The sequence below is a fragment of the Clostridium magnum DSM 2767 genome, from assembly GCF_001623875.1.
GTDB lineage: Bacteria > Bacillota > Clostridia > Clostridiales > Clostridiaceae > Clostridium_AM > Clostridium_AM magnum.
The window spans coordinates 1-21,138 of sequence record NZ_LWAE01000003.1 but is presented as its reverse complement, the minus strand read 5'-3'; the positions used below and the strand labels follow the sequence as shown (position 1 = coordinate 21,138).

Genomic DNA, 21,138 nt, shown 5'->3' with positions numbered 1-21,138 from the left:
TATTAATAATTTTATTTTTACTCATATATTTTGTTATAAATCCCCACAAGTTCTTTCACATTAGGTTTTCTAGGATTATTAGCTGTGCTTCCGCTGGCCATAGCATCCTCTGCCATCTTTTCTATTAGCTCTTTTTCTACACCTACTTGTTTTAAAGTTTTAGGTAAGCCTGTCTCAAAAAATAATTTATTTACTGCCTCTACAGCTAAACTACTAGCATCTCTAACAGATTTATGATTTGTTTTTTCTCCCATGGCCTTTGCAATAGAAACAAACTTTTCTGCGCAGGCAGCCCTATTAAACTCCATAACTACTGGAAGCAGTAATGCATTTGCAAGACCATGTGGCACCTTGAAATATGCACCTAAAGGTCTCGACATAGAATGGACTAATGCAACTGATGCATTGCTAAAAGCTAAACCTGCATACATTTGACCTAGCAACATATTTTTTCTAGCTTCTAGATTTTCTCCGTCTAAAACTGCTTTAGCTAAATTAGCGCTTATAATCTTAATAGCAGATAAAGCGTACATATCTGTAGTAGGCTGAGACTTTTTAGATATAAAAGCTTCTATAGCATGGGTTAAAGCATCCATTCCTGTAGCAGCAGTAACTGCTGGAGGCATCATAACTGTAAGCTTATGGTCTAAAATTGCTACTTTGGGTATTAAGGTATCACCGCCTATCAGCATTTTTATCTTTCTTTCTGTGTCTGTTATAATTGTAAATTTAGTTACCTCGCTTCCTGTACCTGCTGTTGTAGGTATTGCTATTATTGGCATTCCTTCTTTTTCAGGAGTTTTTTTCTCATAATCTACAATATCTCCTTTATTACCAGTCATGACACTTATGCCCTTTGCAGCATCTAAAGCACTTCCCCCACCTAATGCTACTATTAAATTAGCACCTTCTTGTTTTGCAAGCTTGACACCTTCTCTCACAGTATTAACACTAGGATCTGATTCCACTTTATCAAATACTATATATTCTAAAGAGCTGTCTTTTAGGCTCTTTAACACTTTATCAAGAGCACCTGTCTTTTTAGAAGAACCTTTACCAGTAACTACTAAAACCTTATTACCAAAGGTCACTGCTTCTCTTCCTGTTAAGTTTACTGTATCTTCTCCATATATTATTTTCTCAGGACTTTGAAAAATTGAAAAACTCATAAAATCTACCTCCACAACATATTAATTGATAATTTACAAATTTTTATATGTCATTATTAAACTTTTGTTAAATTTATTATTTATAATTTACCACATTATTAAAGTTAATCACATGTCCATAGTGTACAAATTTACCTTGATATTTTTGTACATAGAAAACAATTAATATTTTGTATAACAAAAAAACTGCCATAGATATAGATTTTAATTTATCTACAGCAGTTTTCATTTTGACATAGCAAAACTTAAGCATTTATCTTTCAATTAGTATATCTTACATAAATATTATTTAGACCTTGGCGCTATCTTCTATTCCCGTCCATAATATTTTTCTTCCTTCGTTCCAAAATGTCTAAAAATGATATATCTTGATCTTCATCTCTTTTGATATGCTTTTTTTCATATTTACTATTTAATTCCACCACTTTACAAGTAATTTAAGTTACCAAAAAATACAACGTACCAAATACCTCTTAATTATCAATACTAATATTGAGCAAACCAGCACTGATTAGGAGGTATCTAGTACTATGATTAGTATTGACGAAAAATCAACAATTAAAACAATAGAAAATTATTTAAGTAAATATCGCTCCATCTTCAATAAGCGGAGCTTTCATATATTTATTTTACTTGTTACTGCTATGCTTTCAACTCAAGAAGTTCGTTCTATAAAATTTTTATATGACAATTTTATCAAAAAGTATTGGAATAAAGTTCTTAATAGCTTTTATTATTTTTTATCCTATACAAACTTCTCGATAGAGAGCTTAATGTTTGCAACAGTAAAAATAGCAATCTCACTTATTCCCGAAGAGCTTAAGTCTACTATAACTATATTCTTAATTATAGATGACACACTTCAAGCTAAATTTGGAGATAAGTTTGATTGTTACGGTAAGCTTTTTGACCATACAAAGCATGATGGCACCTCTTTCTTAAATGGACATTGCTTTGTATCATTGGTTATAAGCATCCCTATACTCTTTTGTGGTAAAATCAAATACCTTACATTGCCAGTTGGATATAAACTCTATGATAAGAGTGAAACCAAACTTGAAATAGCTGGTAAGATGATACAAAACATTATGCTGTTACTATTAGATTACCAAGTTATAGTGTTATGCGATAGTTGGTACACTAAAAGACCTTTTCTAAATATGTTCAGAAATTATACCAATCTTTCTATCATAGGGGCAGTCCGTTCTGATACCAGCATATATGATTTATGTCCAGAACCTACTGGAAAAAGAGGACGCCCAAGAAAGAAAGGTTTAAAACTTAATATTAGAGATTTTGACTACACTAAAGAGGATGACTACTATATTGCAACTAAAAAGGTTTTAACAAATTTGTTTAATGAACCTGTTATAGTAACAGTAACAACTACAGATGTAGATAAATTCTCATCTGTAAGAGTTTATATTTGCTCCATAGAGCCATCAGATATACAAATTTTTAAAAACTATACTGTAGATGAATGTAAAGCTGATAAAGAAAGACCAACTCTTATTCCATTTTTTGCATATAAATTCAGATGGAATATAGAAGTGTTTTTCTATCAACATAAATTCTTTTGGTCTTTTGGTAACTACATGGTACGAAATAAAAAGGCAATAGAAAATTATACTAATTTACTGGCTATCGCCTATAGCTTTGTAGTAATATTGCCTTTTATTCATAAGTCTTTTTCTAAATATAAATTTCAAAGTCCTCAAGAAATTAAAAATGCTATCTCTTACCAAATATCAAAAGAATTAATATTAAGCACTTTCGTGCAAAAGATACAAAAGAGCAATATTAATCAAGAAGCTTTAGAGGCAATTAATTCCTTAATATATTTAGATGAGGTTAGTTAATTTTCTTGTAAAGTGGTGTATTTAATTCTCTATGTGTATTATATTCATCTGTTTTAATAATTGGATTTATTCTCATTTTTTATCACTCCCATTATATAATACGAACCAAAAATTGATTTTCATGGTGTATATGGAGCAAAATAATTCTTTCAAAATCAAAAAATTAAGTTCTTTCTTTAATATATAAAAAAATAAGCACCAGTATTACTACCAATGCTTATTTTCTATATATTAAATACACTTATAACATATAGTGTCAATCATTCTGCAACTTTCCTTTATATTTCTTTTATATAAGGTTCTACATTTATAACAAGTCCATAGCTGCTTTTTTTAATGACTCTATTTTACTTTCATAATCAACAAATGTAGATTCATAGACTTCCTTAACTATCTTAAAGTAATCTATAAATTCTTTCTGCTTCTTAGTGCTAATATCAAATTGAACAGCAAGGTTATTTAAGAACTCTACTTCTTTTTCATCATATGATCCATCTGCTAAAGCTAATCCAACCAATTCAAAATAAATTATGTTTCTAATTCTATCAGTTGATGAAACTAGCTCTTTTACTGATGCTTCAAAATCAAGGCTTTCTATAGTTTCATTAGTTAAAGAGAGTTCTTCTATATACTCACTTAGCAATTCCTTTTCGCTTTGAGCAAAAGTATCATCTATTTTAGCTAAAGTTTCAACTATCTTAATAAAGTCAATTGCTTCCTTTTTATTAAGTTCATTTAAAAACATATTTAGTTACCCCCTCAGAATAATAGTTATTAACATAATATTACAACACAACAAACTAGTTGTAAACCTTAAAGGTGTTGCTTTTAAAATATTCTTCAATGCTTTGAAAACAAGTATTGACCATAAATTCTATTTCATCTTCATTAATAATATATGGCGGAATAAAATAGAGTACATTTCCTATGGGTCTTAGCACTAAGCCCTTTCTAAGAGCAATCTTATAAATTTCATAGCCTACTCTCATATGCCAAGGATACCCTTCTTTTGTTTCCTTATCTCTCACTATTTCGATAGCTGTTATCATACCTAGACTTCTCACTTCACCAATATAATTTGAAAGCTTAGCTTTTTCTAGTGTAAGTTTTTTTATAAATTCACCTTTTTTCTTATTTTGCTCTATTATATTTTCTTCTTCAAATATTTTTAGGTTTTCTAAAGCAATAGCACAGGCCATAGCATTACCTGAATAGGTATGACTATGCAAAAAGGATTTTCGATCCTTATAGTCACCATAGAAGCAATTATAAACCTCATCTGTTGTCATTACTACTGACATTGGCATATATCCAGCAGAAATACCCTTTGATAAACACATAAAGTCCGGACTTATTTTAGCATGATTGCAAGCAAACATCTCTCCTGTTCTTCCAAAGCCTACAGCAATCTCATCTAAAATAAGATGTATATCGTACTCATCACAAAGTTTGCGCAGCTTCTTTAAGTAAATTGGAGAGTAAATTTTCATGCCTGCAGCCCCTTGAACCATAGGCTCCACTATCACAGCACTTATCTCCTGATTATTTTCTATCATACACTTTTCCATATTTCCAAAACATTCAGCATGACAACTATCTCTATTATATGTACATCTATAGCAATCAGGGCCCTCCACCCTTATAGTATCTAACAAAAGAGGCTTGTATACCGTATTAAATTCATCTATATCACAAACAGACAGAGCCCCTAGAGTTTCTCCATGATAAGCGTCACTAAGTGCTACAAACTTTTTCTTTTTAACATTTCCTCTTTGCATATTATAGTGAAAACTCATCTTTAAAGCTATTTCTACAGCTGAAGACCCATTGTCTGAGAAAAACACCTTCTTAAGTTTATTTGGTGTTATTTTTACCAACTTTTCTGCTAACTCAATAGCAGGCTTATTTGAGAAATTTGCAAATATAACATGCTCAATGTTGTCTATCTGTTTTTTTATAGCTTCATTAATTCTTTTGTTGCTGTGCCCTAAAGTGTTTGTCCACCAAGATGATATACAGTCTAAATACCTTTTTCCATTTATATCATAGAGCCAAACCCCTTCACCTTTTTCAATGACTATTGGATTCAATTCTTCATAATCTTTCATCTGCGCACAGGGATGCCATATATACTGCAAGTCCTTTTCTACATAACTATTCATACCTATACCTCCTAATTATTATAAATAATCCATCCATTCTATTATCTTCTCTACATTAAAAGCTTTATCTGCATTTACTCGTATAGCTTCTATACTGTCATCTTTTAAACCTTCAATATTTTCAAATTTGCCTATGATAGGTAGTTTAGTTAACTTTTTTATTAAATTTATGTTATCATCATAAAGTAAGCTTTTTTTATAGTTGTTTATTATGATTCCTTTAATTTTTATTCCTAATGCTTCTATATATTTTACTGTTAACACAGTGTGATTTATTGTGCCTAATTCAGCTCTTGCTACAATAATGACGCTCATATTCAAATCTTTAATAAGATTCTCAAGTAAATACAATCCTCTTTCGTCATCTATCAATGGACATACTATTCCACCGCTACCTTCAGCAATTATATAATCGTAATGTTCCTTTAAATAAGAGTATTTTTCTTCTATCACATTTAGATCAATTGATTTATTCTCAAGCTTCGCTGCAAGATGGGGTGATACCGCAGTTTTATAAACATAAGGTGTGGTATTTTCATAGCTTTCCTTTAGGTTACTCACCTCACCAACAAGCTTTGTGTCAACTGGAATAAGTTTGTCACCTATCTCTACGGCACCACTTAATGCTGCTTTAAAATATGTAGCCTTATAACCACTCCCTCTAAGGACATGCATAAGTGCTGATGTTATAATGGTTTTTCCTACATTGGTATCTGTTCCAACTATAAATACTCCTCGTATAATAAGTTTATAGCAGTTATTTACTGCCTATAAACTTATTTATTTTTTATATTTTGTATAGATTAAGAAAGCATCTCAATTTTTCTAGTGGGGATTCTCCCAATTCAGTATTGCTGATTCTTATACTTTCCGATCTATACTGTTTTAACCTACTATTTATTAAAGGATTTTCTAATGCTAAAATAGTCATAACGGAACTTTAGCGAAGGTTACTGCTGTATTCCTCCTGCAAAACACATTGTGTTATTGCCTGTAAAGCTTGCAGCCTGACCAAAGTATCATATTCTGCTTACACAAATGTTGCATCTCCTTTCGCAGCCACCAGCAAGGTTTTGCGTCTGGATGAATGCTAATTACGCGAGGTTGCAGTTAGTACTTTGGATTAGGATAATCCTTTCTAATTTCCTCATTATTTTTGAAAGGTGGTGATTTCATGAAGAAATTAGATTACTTATCAACTCTATTTGTTGGTATCGATATTGGTGCGAGACAAAATGTTGTCTCTGCTATTAATTTTGAACAGGAATTCTTGATTAAGATGAAACCTGTTCCTAATACGCAATTTGGTGCAGAGCAACTTGAATCCATGCTTGTTAAGGTTTTAGAAAACAATACTTTTAAAGCTGTTATAATCGGCTTAGAATCTACTTCCTTTTATGGAGTACATATAGCCAATTTTTTATCTGCTAGTGAAAAACTTATGACTTACAAACCTTATGTTTACTGCTTGAATCCTAAGGAAGTTGCTAACTACAAAGAATCCTTTAATTCTCTTGATAAAAATGATGGCATTGACTCTTTTGTTATTGCTGACTTTGCAAGAGTTGGCAGAATTCATATTGAACCTTGGCGTGGTTCTCAATATCTTGCTCTGCAAAGACTTACAAGGCACAGACTTCATATTGTTGAATGCTTAACTAGAGAAAAAACTTACATGTTATCCAATGTATTTCTTAAGTTCAGCGAATTTGCATTATTACAGGGAGAAGATCATCCTTTTTCTAATAAATACGGTGCTACCGCATCTTCAATACTTACTGAATTTCTATCTTCCGAAGATATTGCAAATACATCAATTGAAGAACTTGTTGACTTCGTCAATAGAAAAAGTCGGAAAAGGATTTCTAATCCTCAGATGACTGCTGAAATTTTGCAGCAAGCTGCACGTAATTCATACCGTCTTGATAAATGTTTGTATGAGCCATTAACAACCTCTATTGCTTGTTCTTTCAACTGTATTCAGGCTTTTGATAAAGAACTTAAAGGTATTAACAAAGCCATTGAAAAAGCTGTTATGGGAATGAATCCTGTGGAATACAAAATATTAATGTCTATTCCTGGTTTTGGCCCTGTTTACTCCAGTGGCATTCTTGCTGAATTAGGAAGTGTGCATGCATTTCCTAGTAATGATGCTATTGCTAAATACGCTGGCATCGTGTGGAAAGAAAATCAATCTGGAGGTTTTAAAGCTGAAAATACACCTATGAACAAAGCTGGTAACCGTTATTTACGCTATTATCTCATAGAAGCTGCAGGAAGTGTTGTTTGCCATATTCCTGAATATCAAGAGTTCTATCAGAAGAAATTTGCTGAAGTAACTACACATCAGCACAAACGAGCACTCGCGCTAACATCTCGTAAACTTATTCGTATGATTTTTGGATTGCTGGCTAAAAATCAGCTCTACTCTTCAAATAGAGTAGATTAATCTATATAAATTATACGAACATACTTTCTCATTGGACTGTATGTTTATTAAGGTTACCCATTTTTAAAGAAATCATTTGATTTTCTTTTCATTTTGTTCTTGACATATTACCAAATTGCTTTAGTCATCTTTTCTAAGCTCTTTATAGTTTCTGTCATATTCTATTCCTCCTATTTACTTTTCAATCAACATAACCACTTTTCCTTAATATAGGCAGTATTTTTATTGAAATGTATGCTACAAAAACAGTTAGTAAAAGGTCTCCAGCTATACAAACTACAAATCCATAAAAAAATGCAAAATATAAAGAAATGTTTTTTCCTAAATATAAATTATAAATAGCATACAAATATAGAACTCCAAATAAGTATATGAAAAACAAACCTAAAAGCAGTGCAAATATGGCCTTAAGAAAAGTTAATTCTTTAATATTATCTTTTATTTTACCTATAACATAAGCTGCTACTATAAATCCTATGAGATATCCAAAAGTAGGTTTAAATATATAGTAAAGTCCTCCACCTTCAGTAAACACTGGTATTCCAATAAGCCCAATAACCACATAAAGTAATTGAGATAATGCTCCTAATCTTGCCCCTAAAATTATACCTGCTAAAGCACAAAATAGATATTGTAGAGTAAAGGGTACATAAGGAATCGGTACTCTAATAAAGGCTCCTATTGCGGTTAAAGCCGCAAATATTGATACTAAAATTAAACTTCTTGTTCTCATCATAAATTATCCTTTCATTACAATGTTTGTCTAGACATACCAATAATAAACTATACCCCTCTTATTGTCAACTATTATTTCTTAGTTTAGTTGACAATAAGAGGGGTATGTAGATCATTTATTAAAATTTTTACACAAATTTAGTGAACCTCTCCAAAGCCTTATTTATTTCCATAGATATTTCAAAAACCTTTATGCCTTTGCCTTGAAGAGCTAGTTCTGGACCCATTCCAATTTTACTAACTAACACAACCTCACAATCAGAAATAAGCTTAATAGTTTCATCAATTTTTTCTTCTACATGTCCATTAGTTCTACAAATAGGGATAGTATTCCTCTCTTCTATCAGTTCAACTAAATCGTATTTAATATCAAATATCAAAAACCTACTTGCTTTTCCAAAATGTTCGTTTACCGTTATACCATCACTACTTGCAACAGCTACTCTCAATGACATCATATATCCTCCCCAAAAATTATAACTTTTAAATATTTTAGGCATCTGAAATAAAATAGATTATAAAATTACTAGTTATTTTTTCAAGGTGCTTTAGTACATTACCCATGAGAGAAAGTTTCAAGATAATTATGTGTTTCATAAAGTTTATTAGAAAAATCCTTCTTACCAGGTATACCACAGGCATCTGCTCGACAGTGTTTACAATGCCTAAAAACCTGGATATATTCCTCTGCTGCTATTCTTGCTTTATCTAATTGTTCGCAGCTAGGAGCTGAGATATGACTTAGTTCATGTTCAGGTATAAGGGGTATTATATTATATAAAAATGCCCCAGCATCTTTGACAGTCTTTGCTATTTTAGCTATATGTTCATCATTGATACCTGGAATCAACACAGAATTTACCTTTACTATAGCTCCAAACTTACTCATTTTATTTATGCCTCTTAACTGATTATCTATAAGAATTTGTGCTGCTTCTTCGCCATAATACTTCTTACCTTTATATACTATATAGGATATAATCCGGCTTTGGATGTATGGATCTACAGCATTTACAGTAACAGTAACAGTCCTTACTCCTGCATCATAAATATCCTGTGCATACTTATAAAGTAAAAGTCCATTAGTACTGAGGCATTTTACAAGACTTGGATATTCCTTATCAATAATTTTAAAGGTTTCAATAGCATCTGGAGTTGCTAGTGTATCTCCTGGGCCTGCTATTCCAACTACTGTTATTTGGGGACAAAGCTCTAAAGCCTTTTTTATTGTTTTCAGTGCATCCTTTGGAGCTAATATTCCCTTTGCAACGCCCGGTCTTTCTTCATTATTATTGCAGTCCCTCTTACAGAATTTACACTGTATATTACAAGCAGCACTTACTGGAAGATGAACTCTAGCAGAATTTGAATTGGCTTCCCTACTTAAACAAGGATGTATTTTTGAAAGATGGGAAAAGTCTGTATTTTTATTTCCATATATATTTCGCATAATATTTTCCCCTTATTTTAATTTACCTCTTGCGCTAGTAAGCAATCAGCCCATTGCTTACCCCAATCCCTAAGTTCTTGAACCCCTAAAGGAGAAGGTACTTTTGACTCAGTATGACTAGCTATTTTCTCCGCTAATCTAGTATAAATTTTTGCCTGCTCTGAATCCGGTGCAACTTCAACAGTAGTTTTACCTTGAAGCTCACTATGGGTTACTGTAACTGACCTTGGTACATATTCCATTATTTGAGTGTTTGTGTTTTCTGCAAAATCATCAAGTATTTGTCTATCATAAGGTCTATTAATAGAATTTCCTATAATACCGCCCAGTAAAGCCCCACCGGAATTAGAATATTTCTTAATGCCTTTGAATAGATTATTTGAAGCATAAATAGACATAAAATCCGAGGAAGAGACTGTAAATACATGCTCTGCTATTCCCTCTCTTATAGGAACTGCAAAACCTCCGCAAACTACATCACCTAAAACATCATATATTACATAATCTAAATCTAATTCTTCAAAAATCCTTTGCTGCTTAAAAAGCTGCACTGCTGTAATAATACCTCTCCCTGCACATCCAACTCCTGGTGCTGGTCCACCAGACTCTACGCAGTAAACCCCATTAAAGCCTTCAAAAATCACATCATGTGCATTTACTTTATTCTTTTCCCTCAAGGTATCCAAAACTGTAGGAATATAGGTACCATTTCTTAAGGTATTTGTTGAATCGCTTTTAGGGTCACAACCAAATTGCATAACCTTATACCCCATCTTTGCTAATGCTGCGCTTATATTTGAAGTGGTTGTGGACTTTCCTATTCCACCCTTACCATATATTGCAATTCCTTTAACTTTTTTCGTCATTTCAATCACTCCTTCTATAATCCGAATAGACTGATGCAGTTTCATTTCTTAAAAAATGATGTACTAAACTATATATTCCAAAGGTCATACTTCACTTAAATGAAATGTGACCTTTTTTAATAATATAGTTTTCTCTTCTATTTATATGTTTGTAAAATACTATCATATATATCTTCTGCTAATCGAAGACCTCCACTATATCCAATGTAGCTCCTATCTAAAACTAATCTATGCATCACTGGCAAAGATATGTTAAACCAAAATCCATTTTTCATTTGTGCGACTTCTATATCCCAGGAGCTTCCTAAAATTAAAGGTACATGTCCATCGTAATCATATTCCCTCAGCTTTTGAGTTATCTTTCCACCATCAACCTCAAATGTAACCTTGGTTGAAGAATATGGGGTTAAATTTTTAAATTCATTTATTATAGATTCCTGATATTCTTCCGGTGTATCCTCTGTAATATACTGTTCCCCTGGTAAAATACCAAGCTCATGTACTAAAAACTTACTAAGACCGATAGCGTAATAAGAGTCATTTACATTAAAGAACCGGTCTGCTATACCAAATCGGAATTCAGTAAAGAAATCTACCGCTCTTATAATATAATAGTAAAACTTTTTTTCTTCTTTTTTAATGAAGTTTTCAATTCTTTCCTTATCCAGACCAGCAAATTCTCCAATTCTCCTTAAGAATTTACTAGTTTCATTTGCACCTATAGGCATAACAGGATAGTGCAAATAAGGTGTACCATATTTACTTTTCAATAATTGAGCAGTTTTTAGGCCTACCCAAGGTGATAACACTAAATTAAACTCTGCATTAGGAATGCTTTTCCACTCTTTCACTCCTTCAGATTCTGGTCCAAAAAGTATATTTGCCCTTAATCCTATACTTTCCAACAAATGCTTTATTTCACCTAAATTGCCAGACCAAAAACTATCTTGATAGGGAACGGATGCCCAAACATTTACCAATCCTTTTTCTTTTTTAACTTGAACATCTCCAACAAACTGATTTATTATAGCTTCAATTACAATTTCATGTCCTTTATAATTTGTTCCTTTAAATCCACCAGTTTCTGCATAAACTATTGGTATGCCTTTTTGCTGATATTCTTTGACTACCTGTCCTACATCATCACCGACTATATCTGCAGTACATCCAGTTAATACAACAAACAAATCACCATTTAAAACCTTTAATGCCCCGTCTATTACTTCTCTCAATCTATCTTCTCCACCAAATACAACTTCTTTTTCTGTTGAGTTTGTACAGGGCATAGAACTTCCTCCAGTATATCCTGATCCTTGATATCCTGATTCTGTGCTTAACCCACGGAAGAGTTTATATCCACAACCTGGACCTGAATGAAGTATTGGAACTGCTTTGTTAATTGCTATAACGGTCTGCTGAGCTCCAAGAGCACAATAATGTCTTGGCTGCTCGACGGCATTGCATATCTCCTTCTTACGCCACCAAAATAAGGTCTCATTCCATTGTTCAACAACATTACTCAACTTGCTCCCTCCCTAAAAATGCATACGGACCCTGCTCCATCCACCAACTAGTGTATGGGAGTTCTGAATGGGCAGCAATGTTTTCAACAAATTCCTTAGTTTCTAGCACATCAATAATTTTATTACCATAGTTCAAAATTCCTTGGTAGCCTATACCAAACTGTTCATCTCCTACAAGCAAAGTTGGTATTCCAAGGTTTACCCCCCAAGCTGCCAAGCCACCATGCCTTACAACTAATAAATCTGGTCTTAATCTACTTAATACATTTACAAGTTCAAAGACTTGCTTATTACACACACTAAAGCTCCTAACATCCCCATAGTTGTCAACTACATGTTTTAAAGCATCACTTCTTTCATCCCCATTATCAAAACAAGGGTCATGATGGAATATTCCTGCTCCAGCCACCTCCATTTCAAGATCTCTAAGCAGTGCAAGCAAGCTATGGCCATGAGCTGCACCAGCAGATACATAGACTTTTTTACCTCTTAGTTCCTCCCTCAGTTCCTGAAGTTCTTCTGCAATCCTTTCTCTTTCTTGCTTTATAACGATCTCAACTCTGCTTTCTTTACCGGTCAATCTACCAAGCTCTCTTAAAAATTCATCTGTGCCTTTAAGACCATAGGGTGGTGGTGACTTGACTTCTGGAACCCCATACTCTTGCTCCAAAGCTGCTGCTAAGTAAGTTCCTAGTGTAGAACAAACTTGTACTGTAGCAGCTGCCTCAGATATTTTTTTTAACTGTTCAATCTTACTGAAGGGTACTATATAATTAGGTCTAAGACCTATTTTCCCGAATAAATCAGTAAATATATCACTGCCCCAAAAATTTATAACGTTAATTAAATCCTTTTTCTTTTTAATAGGCGGTTTTACTATTTTTCTTACAATTGCATGAAAAGCAGAATCAAAACCTGTTGCCCATATTTTGGACTTAAACCCTTCACAGGAAACGTATACAACTGGTATTCCTAATTCTTCTTCTAGTGCATCAGTTATACCGGATACATCATCCCCAATAATACCAGATGCGCAGGAAGCCGTAACAAATATTGCCTTTGGACTAAATCTTACATAGGCATCTCTTATAGTAGATTCTAATTTAGCTCCGCCTCCATAAACCATGTCTTTCTCTTGAAGATTTGTACTTAATAAATTTACATTTTTTACAGGTATTTTTCTTCTTATTTGTTCTGCTCTATTAGTAAAGTTAAATTCAGCAAAGTCTGCACTGCAGCCTAAGGGAGCATGATTTATTACTGCAGCATCTTGTATCATTACAAGCATAGACAATGCTCTACTTGAGCTACATTCAAGACACTGGCTAAAGGAACGTTTTCTTTCACAAAATCTATTTTTTCTGGATTTATCACATAACTCCTTAGCAGTTCCCACAAATCCATTACTTGAACCTAGCCTTGATTCTCTAATTTCTACTTCAGGTGATTTTATATTGATGCTCACTTATATCCCCCCTCTTTCACTTCATCTAAATTGTAGAGATTGACATAATATGTTTACAAATAAATTTTACAACACATATTTATATTTGAAAAACAACTAAATTTTATATGAATACAACAAAAAGTTTTTGGCATATCATTTGCACAACCAATGATAGTCTTCTTTCTATTTATTTTGATTAGCCTTAATGAATTAGCTTGAAAAACATGATATAATTACCATTAAGTAATTCAGAATCGTAGAAGAGTTTGAATTAAAATAAAAGTAAGTAGTTGTAAAATTGTTGTAATAAATAGATGAAATTGCGTTATTATAATTAAATACCAAAATACGGTAGAGGGGATGAAAATATAAATGAAATCTGAAGTTTTATATGATACTTTGAACAACACGGAAAAGGAAGATAGAAATAAAAACACGGTAATCGAATATGAGCTTGAGAATCATAATAGATTATTAAAGTCTATTATTGATGCTATACCAGATTTTATATTTTATAGGGATTATAAGAATAGCAATGGTCTATATCTTGGATGTAATTATGCCTATGCTAATCGTGCAGGTCTTACTGAAGAAGAAATTATAGGAAAAACTTGCATGGATATTGTAAAAGATAAGAAATTAGCAGAACTCTACATGCAGAGAGAGCATGATGTATTGAAGGCAAAGTCAGCTATAATTTATGAAGATACTATTAGGAAGGCTGATGGGAAGAACATAGATATAGAAACTTTAGAAGCTCCTTTTTATGATGAAAATGGAGATATTATTGGTATAGTAGGTGTTTCTAGAGATATAACATCAAGAATGGAAGTTTTAAGAGCAAACCAGGAAAAAAACAAGACAATTGTTGAGAACATGCATGATACTGTGTTATTTTACAATTCAGATTTGATTATTACTTATGCTCATGGAAGTGAAAGATGTTTAGAATATACTGTTGAGGAAATGGTAGGCAAAAGCATATATGATTTTATTCATTCTAATAGTATAAGTTGCTTTAGTGATAAGGTTAATGCAGCTATAAAATATGGCAATAATGTTCCTCCATTTGAAATAATATTTATATCAAAAGAAGATAAGGAAAAGTGTATTGAGGTATCGGGAAGAGTTATTAAAAGTGATCACGGGAAGTTTATGGAGGGAATAGCTATTCTACATGATATAACCGAGCAGAAAAATTATGAGAAAGTATTGCTTGAGGCAAGAGAAAAAGCTGAATCAGCTAATAAAGCAAAGAGCCAGTTTCTTGCAAATATGAGTCATGAAATAAGGACTCCGATGAACGGAATAATGGGAATGGCTGATTTGCTTGAGCTTTCAGATTTAACTGATGAACAGAAGGAAATGGTTGGTATAATAAAGTCATCTTCAGCTTCATTGCTCCAAATTATCAATGATATTCTTGATTTATCAAAAATCGAAGTAGGAAAGGTTGAGCTTAAACGTGAACAAACAAATATCCTTGAGCAATTTAAGGAATTAGAAAAGTTACTAGGTGTGGTTGCAGAAAAAAAGGGTCTCTCCTTAAAAGTTGATATAGAAAATAGTGTACCTGTAGAAGTATCCACAGATAAAATCAGATTAAAGCAAGTTATAGTCAATCTTGCTTTCAATGCTATAAAGTTTACTGAAAAAGGCGAAATTAAACTTTCTGTTAAAAAGGTAAAGGAGATTGGTGATAAAGTTGAATTAATGTTTTCTGTCTCAGATACAGGTATAGGAATAAAAGAAGAAGACATTCCAAAGCTCTTTAATTATTTTACACAACTCGATGATACTATGACAAAGAGGTTTCAAGGTACAGGACTTGGCCTTGCCATATCCAAAAGTTTGGTTGAGCATATGGGTGGAAAAATATGTGTTGAGAGTGAATTTGGAAAAGGAAGTACATTTTATTTTACTTGCTTGGTTGATATACCCCAAACTAGGCAGATGTCATCTCCTACGCAGGTCAGCACCGTAAATCAGGCTTTCAAAAAAAGAATAACCATTTTAGTTGTTGAAGATGATTATGTAAGTCAGATGATTATGAAGAAATTATGTACAATGAATGGTTGGAATGTAGTGGTAGCATCTAATGGAAAAGAGGCCTTAGAAATCCTTAAAAATGCTTGCTTTGATATAATTCTAATGGATGTCCAAATGCCTGAAATGAGTGGAATTGATGTTTCAAAAATGATTAGAGAAAATGAGCTATATACTGCCAGACATACTCCCATTGTGGCTACAACAGCTTATGCAATGAGCGATGATAAAGAAAGATTTCTAAATGCTGGTATGGATGATTACATAAGTAAACCTATAGATGGAAAGAAATTAGTGGGTATGATTATGAAGTGGATTAAATAAACTATTTTTAACCTCCAGTCTTATAGCTCCAAAATTAGAAGGAATAGTTAATTACTATTCCTTTTAACAGTTCTTATAATTGAGTTTATTACTTCCCATACCGTCATTCCAATCCTGAGTTTTTTAGGTAATCTATATTCGTAGATAAGTTTGAATATTTATTTGGATACGTATGTTGTAATTTTAATGAAATTAAACGTAAATCAATATCTTTATTATTTCTCTCTATTATTTTAACTACCTTATAACATAAATCCATTATATCTTTTTTATCAGAATAAAAAGTAACTAAATATTCTATTGTATTCAATAAAGCAGAATAATTCTTTGTATCAATATCTTTCAATGCTTTATTATAATAGTATTTTAGAGTATATTCATTTTCTTTCCCTTCTACTACCTTATCTGGTTCATTATAAAAGCTAATGTAATTATTATTTTTTACATAATTTTCTGCTTCCTCGCTTAAAATTTTAGTTCCGCAGGTACTACAAAAATTACTTTTATCAAGAATCTCAGTTCCACACTTTAGGCAAATCATTTTTATGTTCCTCCTCCTAGAGTTCTACTTATTTACATAGTATTATACTTACTACTAATTGCGCCTAATTTACTACCAATTCCAATAACTATTTTGTAAATTATAATTCAATTCAAAATAAAAAGAGATAGTATGTTTTGGTTACTGCCCTTTTACTCTTTGTATCTTTTAAAACAAGAAGATGCTACTACAAATCTGAATTTTGTTTAATACTACATATAGAGCTCATAAAAAAAATAAGCCTTTTAGTTATTTTATAATAACTAAAAGAACTTATTTTAACTAATTTCAGACAATTTCCTAATTAATATCTTACTTATTCTTTTTCTATCGCATTTCAATATAACAAATTCATAATCCTCATAAATGATTTTTTCGTTAACTTGTGGATATGACTTTAATTGTGAATAAACCCATCCCCCAATTGTATCAATGTTATCAGCTTCAATGCTTATATCCAACAAATCAATAATATCTTGAAGAAGAACTTTTCCATCTACAAAATAGTTGCCATCTTCTGTTATAGTAATTTCGTCAATTTCTTCATCAAACTCATCCTGAATTTCACCAACAATTTCTTCTAAAATATCCTCAATAGTTACTAATCCAAAGGTTCCACCATATTCATCAATAACTATGGCCATTTGTGTTCTCTCTTTTTTAAAGACCTTTAATAATTCACTTATTGACGTAGATTCTGGAACAAACTTAATCTCACGAATAATACCTTCTATATTTTGGTTACTCCCCTCAATTTTTTGCTTATACAAATCCTTAATATGTATAAAACCAATAACATTATCTTTACTGTCTCTGCATACTGGATATCTAGTTAGCTGTTCCGCTAATGCAAATGCTATAATTTCCTCAAAAGAATCCTCTAAAAAAATGCACTCCATATCAGTACGAGGTATCATTATTTCTTTAACGGTTTTCTCAGAAAAATCAAATATATTATCTACAAAAGTTAGCTCAGTCTTATCAATTAGACCATGTTTATAACTTTCCTCTACAAGCAATTTTATTTCTTCATCGGTATGAGCGGCTTCCTGTTCATCTACCTGTAAAATGCCAAATATCTTTAAAATTCCATTTGTACTATAATTAAAAGCCCACATTATTGGATAAGTTACTTTATAAAATATAATTAGTGGCAAGGCTGTATACATAGCTATTTTCTCTGCATTTATAATTGCTAAAGATTTAGGTGCTAATTCACCAAGAACAATATGAAAACCTGTTATTATTGAAAATGCCACAATGAATGAAATTGAGTGTATAACACTAGCTGAAAGGTTAAATAATTTAAATAGCGGCATCATCATATCTGAGAAAGCAGGCTCTCCAACCCATCCTAAACCTAAAGATGCTAAAGTTATTCCTAGCTGACATGCAGATAGATATGAGTTCAAATCTTTAACAACCTCCAAAGTGTGTTTCGCTTTTCTATCTCCCTCAATTACTAATGTTTCTATTCTAGACTTTCTAACTTTAACCATTGCAAATTCCGTAGCAACAAAAAAACCATTCATAAATACCAGTAAAAATACAATAATAATATTTATTAAAATAATCATATATCGTAGTTCTCCTCCTAAGCAGTTGTATATCTTTTATTTACTAATAGCATATTATAACATTAACTTATATTACAATTAAATAAAACTACACAAGTAAATGATATGTATTTCAAATTTCTTTTTATTTATATATTTTTTAGAAAACAAAAATTTTCTATTGTTGTACTCTGCATAAACTTAGTATACTCCTTTTCTTATGTTTGATATTCAATATATATGTTTTATACATTTAATATACTTAAATATTTTTCTTTATAGTCCTTTAGTAAAGTTTCCATTTTCAAAAACATTTTTTAATAGCAAATGTATCACAAAGTTTTAAAAATGCATAAATTATATAGAATAGGACTTTAAATAGGAGTGAATAAATAAAAATGAAAAATTTTCAACCTTTTCACGGTATGATTACCATGATTTATGATTTTAAAATAGATGAAAGTGGAGAAGGATTAGGATGTTATAAATTGATGTCTGTAGAAAACAAATATGGAACTGTAGTAAATTTCGTGGTTGCACCAAATACTTACTTTGTAGATCATGTAATGTTATCAGTAGGTGATATGGTAACAGGGGTTTATGATGCAAATGCAGCTGTCCCTCTCATTTTCCCGCCACAATTTAGAGCAGTTGTTATGGCGAGAGATACACAATATCAAAATGTGAAAGTAGACTATTTTAATAGTCAATTAGTAAGTAGCGATAACAAATTAAGATTAAACATTGCCCCCTGTACTCAAATAGTACTAGAAAATGGGCAAGCCTTTACAAAAAATCCTGGAGACAGAAACTTAATCGTTCTCTATGGTGCTACAACAAAAAGTATACCAGCACAAACCTCACCATATAGAATTATTGTTATGTGTTAGATATTACAGTTTTAAAGACATAAGTTACTTGCTAACTTATCCGCCATTGATTCCATATTTGTAATTAATTTTCAAACAAAAGCTTGTTACCATACTTTTTGTTTATTAATAATGTGTTCTTTCAATACATTCTATACTAGATCCTTTAGCATAATATTTCAATGATATTATCTCTTTAACCTGTTTATTCTTTGAATCCCAATATTCATAATGTTCATCTGAGGGTACAGGAATTGACCTGTATCCTTGTTCTTGTATTTTGAAAAATAAAAGTATGCAATGATTTGAATCGTGCTAAATAATAGTTGATATATAACTCATAATAAAAAAATTACTTATTTTATATAAATTATTTCTATTTACCTCTTCATAATTATTGCTATGTTTAGTATAATATACGTATATACAGCAATAATCGACAAATAGTTTATATTCATCATATGAAATAATTAAAATCTTTCTGTAAAAACAACTTATAAATCGACAATTATATTTTTCATAACTAAGAAAAGGGGTTTACGTATGCTAATCAAGGATTCTAAAGGGAAATATGAATTGACAGTGGATATGGAAAGGTGTATTGTTTATGAAAAAAATGTAGGACTTTGGAATAATGAAGATGTTTTACGTTTACATAATGAATACGTTACGAAAATAGTTCCATTAATCAAAGGAAGAGAATGGTTTAAGTGTTCAGACCTACGGGAGTATGCTGTTTCCGATATTACAGAAGAAATAACCAATCATGTTACTTGGTGCGTTGAAAACAATTTATTTGGAGCAATTATAATTGTAAAAAACCAAGCAGTAGCCGTAGAAATGCAGATGAATCTTTGTGTTCTTTATTCAGGCATGATATATTCCCCTATAGTATTTTCTAATCTTGAGGAAGCAGAAAAATGGTTCAATTCTCATTGGATATAAGTGTTTAACCCCAGTACTTTTACTATATTTCATATAAATAACACACTTGAATAAAATATGCTCATTCAAATGTGAAAAAGAGCCTTAAGGCTCTTTTTAGTAAAAACATCAAATTGATGATGGAGTTAACTGTATAAACAGTAACCCTTAAAATCAATCAGACATTAATCTCTTTTCTCCTTCAATTTCTTGTATAGACTTGATATTTTGACTTACTTCAAGTATCCCAAGGAATTCACCATTCTCATCTTTTACAGCAAAGTACCTTATTAGTATATACATATCTCCCATCTTAATCCAAAAATCCTCGTGCTCCTTCTTACCAGATTTTAGCTCCTCTACTACTTGCTCTACAACATGCATACTTGCTGGCGGATGACAATTTTGAACCTTTCGACCAACCACCGCCTTAGTTCTTACAAATATTCTCTCTTTACTATTAGAAAAGTATTTAACAACTCCATCCTTATCTACAAAAGTTATATCTACAGGTAAATGATCAAATATTGCACTTATTTCTTTTGCCTTTAATATTCCTGTATTGAATTTTATGTACCCTTCTGAATCCTCATTTGCAAGCTTTTCATGTTCTTCCTTAGACTCCACATCAGCTCTTACAGGCTTCCACTTACCTGCTGGCCCAGTTATACAATAACCTATGCTATCACTATCAGATTCAATAATAAACCACTCGTCTTCAGTTAAAGTATCAAGGCTCAATGGGAAAAGTATATTTTCTTCCTTAAAAATCATTTCAAGTACTTTATTTGTAACCTGATCTATTTTTGAAATTATATCTTCTTTACTTTGCAAATCATCTTGAAGCATAGTCTTTACGTTTTTTATATCTTCCCTTATTTCGTCGTCTACACCCCACATAACCTTTGGTGGTGCAGTAATTTCATACTTTTCTAGGTAAGGAAATAGCAAATTTTCTTTCCTGCTATAATGTTTATCCAAATCCCAAAGTATATTAAAATTTTCGATAAGCTTATACCTGTTATCTTTAGTATCACTTTCCTTCAATTCTTCTTGATTCTTCTTTATATTTTCATAAATATATTTCCTAACAGCTTCATTCTCTAATTTAAATGTATGAATTGGATGTCCTGGTGCCTTATCTGGGTGGTGTATTTCTTCTATAGATCCCTTAAATACTGAAGCATGAACATCACAAAGCCTCTGTATTTCTTCAAC

The 21,138-nt window shown here is 31.6% G+C and carries 18 protein-coding genes; 5 read left to right on the top strand and 13 right to left on the bottom strand.

The genetic code is table 11. The features are described 5' to 3' along the window. Window positions 1-17: 17 nt before the first annotated feature. On the bottom strand, window positions 18-1,169 hold the full coding sequence (locus CLMAG_RS13580) for an iron-containing alcohol dehydrogenase (protein WP_066623164.1): 1,152 nt from the start codon (window positions 1,167-1,169) through the stop codon (window positions 18-20). A gap of 530 nt (window positions 1,170-1,699) precedes the next feature. Between CLMAG_RS13580 and CLMAG_RS13575 the strand changes: the two genes are divergently transcribed. Further along, window positions 1,700-3,028 (top strand): IS701 family transposase, encoded by a 1,329-nt coding sequence (locus CLMAG_RS13575; RefSeq protein ID WP_082831782.1) that lies wholly within the window; start codon window positions 1,700-1,702, stop codon window positions 3,026-3,028. A gap of 307 nt (window positions 3,029-3,335) precedes the next feature. Here the strand turns inward: CLMAG_RS13575 and CLMAG_RS13570 are convergent, their stop codons facing one another. From CLMAG_RS13570 to bioD, 3 genes are read right to left on the bottom strand one after another with little or no spacing between them, the layout of a single operon-like run. Then, window positions 3,336-3,773: a tellurite resistance TerB family protein gene (locus CLMAG_RS13570; RefSeq protein WP_066623162.1), complete on the bottom strand. Its 438-nt coding sequence runs from the start codon at window positions 3,771-3,773 to the stop codon at window positions 3,336-3,338. Between the two features lie 55 nt (window positions 3,774-3,828). Then, on the bottom strand, window positions 3,829-5,190 hold the full coding sequence (gene bioA / locus CLMAG_RS13565; protein WP_066623156.1) for an adenosylmethionine--8-amino-7-oxononanoate transaminase: 1,362 nt from the start codon (window positions 5,188-5,190) through the stop codon (window positions 3,829-3,831). A gap of 18 nt (window positions 5,191-5,208) precedes the next feature. After that, window positions 5,209-5,934: a dethiobiotin synthase gene (bioD, locus tag CLMAG_RS13560; RefSeq protein WP_066623154.1), complete on the bottom strand. Its 726-nt coding sequence runs from the start codon at window positions 5,932-5,934 to the stop codon at window positions 5,209-5,211. Window positions 5,935-6,364: 430 nt separating this feature from the next. On the opposite strand from bioD, the gene CLMAG_RS13555 reads away from it, so the two are divergent. Next, window positions 6,365-7,639: an IS110 family RNA-guided transposase gene (locus tag CLMAG_RS13555; RefSeq protein ID WP_066616512.1), complete on the top strand. Its 1,275-nt coding sequence runs from the start codon at window positions 6,365-6,367 to the stop codon at window positions 7,637-7,639. Between the two features lie 181 nt (window positions 7,640-7,820). Here CLMAG_RS13555 and CLMAG_RS13550 read toward each other — a convergent pair whose 3' ends face one another. The 6 genes from CLMAG_RS13550 to CLMAG_RS13525 form a co-directional block, all read right to left on the bottom strand. Further along, window positions 7,821-8,372: a biotin transporter BioY gene (locus tag CLMAG_RS13550; RefSeq protein ID WP_175562182.1), complete on the bottom strand. Its 552-nt coding sequence runs from the start codon at window positions 8,370-8,372 to the stop codon at window positions 7,821-7,823. A gap of 130 nt (window positions 8,373-8,502) precedes the next feature. Next, on the bottom strand, window positions 8,503-8,829 hold the full coding sequence (locus CLMAG_RS13545; RefSeq protein WP_066623152.1) for a NifB/NifX family molybdenum-iron cluster-binding protein: 327 nt from the start codon (window positions 8,827-8,829) through the stop codon (window positions 8,503-8,505). 101 nt (window positions 8,830-8,930) lie between these two features. Next, window positions 8,931-9,824, bottom strand: coding sequence for a radical SAM protein (locus CLMAG_RS13540; protein WP_066623151.1), 894 nt, complete (start codon window positions 9,822-9,824; stop codon window positions 8,931-8,933). 17 nt (window positions 9,825-9,841) lie between these two features. Continuing rightward, complete coding sequence (gene nifH / locus CLMAG_RS13535) at window positions 9,842-10,690, bottom strand: nitrogenase iron protein (protein ID WP_066623149.1); 849 nt, start codon at window positions 10,688-10,690, stop codon at window positions 9,842-9,844. A 137-nt stretch (window positions 10,691-10,827) separates the two neighbouring features. Further along, the gene (locus CLMAG_RS13530) at window positions 10,828-12,156 is read right to left on the bottom strand and encodes a nitrogenase component 1 (protein ID WP_066624993.1); all 1,329 of its coding nucleotides are present in this window, start codon (window positions 12,154-12,156) and stop codon (window positions 10,828-10,830) included. Between the two features lie 49 nt (window positions 12,157-12,205). Then, window positions 12,206-13,678 (bottom strand): nitrogenase component 1, encoded by a 1,473-nt coding sequence (locus CLMAG_RS13525; protein WP_066623144.1) that lies wholly within the window; start codon window positions 13,676-13,678, stop codon window positions 12,206-12,208. Between the two features lie 354 nt (window positions 13,679-14,032). Here CLMAG_RS13525 and CLMAG_RS13520 point away from each other — a divergent pair, with 354 nt between their 5' ends. Next, a complete protein-coding gene (locus CLMAG_RS13520) occupies window positions 14,033-16,030 on the top strand; it encodes a response regulator (RefSeq protein WP_066623141.1) in 1,998 nt (665 codons plus the stop codon). 103 nt (window positions 16,031-16,133) lie between these two features. Here CLMAG_RS13520 and CLMAG_RS13515 read toward each other — a convergent pair whose 3' ends face one another. Next, window positions 16,134-16,571, bottom strand: coding sequence for a zinc ribbon domain-containing protein (locus CLMAG_RS13515; protein ID WP_066623139.1), 438 nt, complete (start codon window positions 16,569-16,571; stop codon window positions 16,134-16,136). Between the two features lie 278 nt (window positions 16,572-16,849). After that, complete coding sequence (locus tag CLMAG_RS13510) at window positions 16,850-18,148, bottom strand: hemolysin family protein (RefSeq protein ID WP_066623137.1); 1,299 nt, start codon at window positions 18,146-18,148, stop codon at window positions 16,850-16,852. Window positions 18,149-18,525: 377 nt separating this feature from the next. On the opposite strand from CLMAG_RS13510, the gene CLMAG_RS13505 reads away from it, so the two are divergent. Both CLMAG_RS13505 and CLMAG_RS13500 read left to right on the top strand, forming a co-directional pair. Next, window positions 18,526-19,017, top strand: a complete 492-nt coding sequence (locus CLMAG_RS13505) for a hypothetical protein (protein WP_066623134.1) — start codon at window positions 18,526-18,528, stop codon at window positions 19,015-19,017. A 522-nt stretch (window positions 19,018-19,539) separates the two neighbouring features. After that, the gene (locus CLMAG_RS13500; protein ID WP_066623133.1) at window positions 19,540-19,941 is read left to right on the top strand and encodes a hypothetical protein; all 402 of its coding nucleotides are present in this window, start codon (window positions 19,540-19,542) and stop codon (window positions 19,939-19,941) included. A gap of 153 nt (window positions 19,942-20,094) precedes the next feature. Here CLMAG_RS13500 and CLMAG_RS13495 read toward each other — a convergent pair. After that, window positions 20,095-21,138: DUF438 domain-containing protein (locus CLMAG_RS13495; protein WP_066623126.1), on the bottom strand; the 1,044-nt coding region annotated here is incomplete at its 5' end.

Bases quoted from the DNA above. Each gene is read 5' to 3' on its own strand.
- CLMAG_RS13510 (WP_066623137.1), bottom strand. From the start codon at position 18,148: ATGATTATTTTAATAAATATTATTATTGTATTTTTACTGGTATTTATG.
- nifH (WP_066623149.1), bottom strand. From the start codon at position 10,690: ATGACGAAAAAAGTTAAAGGAATTGCAATATATGGTAAGGGTGGAATA.
- CLMAG_RS13570 (WP_066623162.1), bottom strand. From the start codon at position 3,773: ATGTTTTTAAATGAACTTAATAAAAAGGAAGCAATTGACTTTATTAAG.
- CLMAG_RS13520 (WP_066623141.1), top strand. From the start codon at position 14,033: ATGAAATCTGAAGTTTTATATGATACTTTGAACAACACGGAAAAGGAA.
- CLMAG_RS13540 (WP_066623151.1), bottom strand. From the start codon at position 9,824: ATGCGAAATATATATGGAAATAAAAATACAGACTTTTCCCATCTTTCA.
- CLMAG_RS13555 (WP_066616512.1), top strand. From the start codon at position 6,365: ATGAAGAAATTAGATTACTTATCAACTCTATTTGTTGGTATCGATATT.
- bioA (WP_066623156.1), bottom strand. From the start codon at position 5,190: ATGAATAGTTATGTAGAAAAGGACTTGCAGTATATATGGCATCCCTGT.
- CLMAG_RS13575 (WP_082831782.1), top strand. From the start codon at position 1,700: ATGATTAGTATTGACGAAAAATCAACAATTAAAACAATAGAAAATTAT.
- CLMAG_RS13505 (WP_066623134.1), top strand. From the start codon at position 18,526: ATGAAAAATTTTCAACCTTTTCACGGTATGATTACCATGATTTATGAT.
- CLMAG_RS13500 (WP_066623133.1), top strand. From the start codon at position 19,540: ATGCTAATCAAGGATTCTAAAGGGAAATATGAATTGACAGTGGATATG.
- CLMAG_RS13545 (WP_066623152.1), bottom strand. From the start codon at position 8,829: ATGTCATTGAGAGTAGCTGTTGCAAGTAGTGATGGTATAACGGTAAAC.
- CLMAG_RS13550 (WP_175562182.1), bottom strand. From the start codon at position 8,372: ATGAGAACAAGAAGTTTAATTTTAGTATCAATATTTGCGGCTTTAACC.
- CLMAG_RS13515 (WP_066623139.1), bottom strand. From the start codon at position 16,571: ATGATTTGCCTAAAGTGTGGAACTGAGATTCTTGATAAAAGTAATTTT.
- CLMAG_RS13580 (WP_066623164.1), bottom strand. From the start codon at position 1,169: ATGAGTTTTTCAATTTTTCAAAGTCCTGAGAAAATAATATATGGAGAA.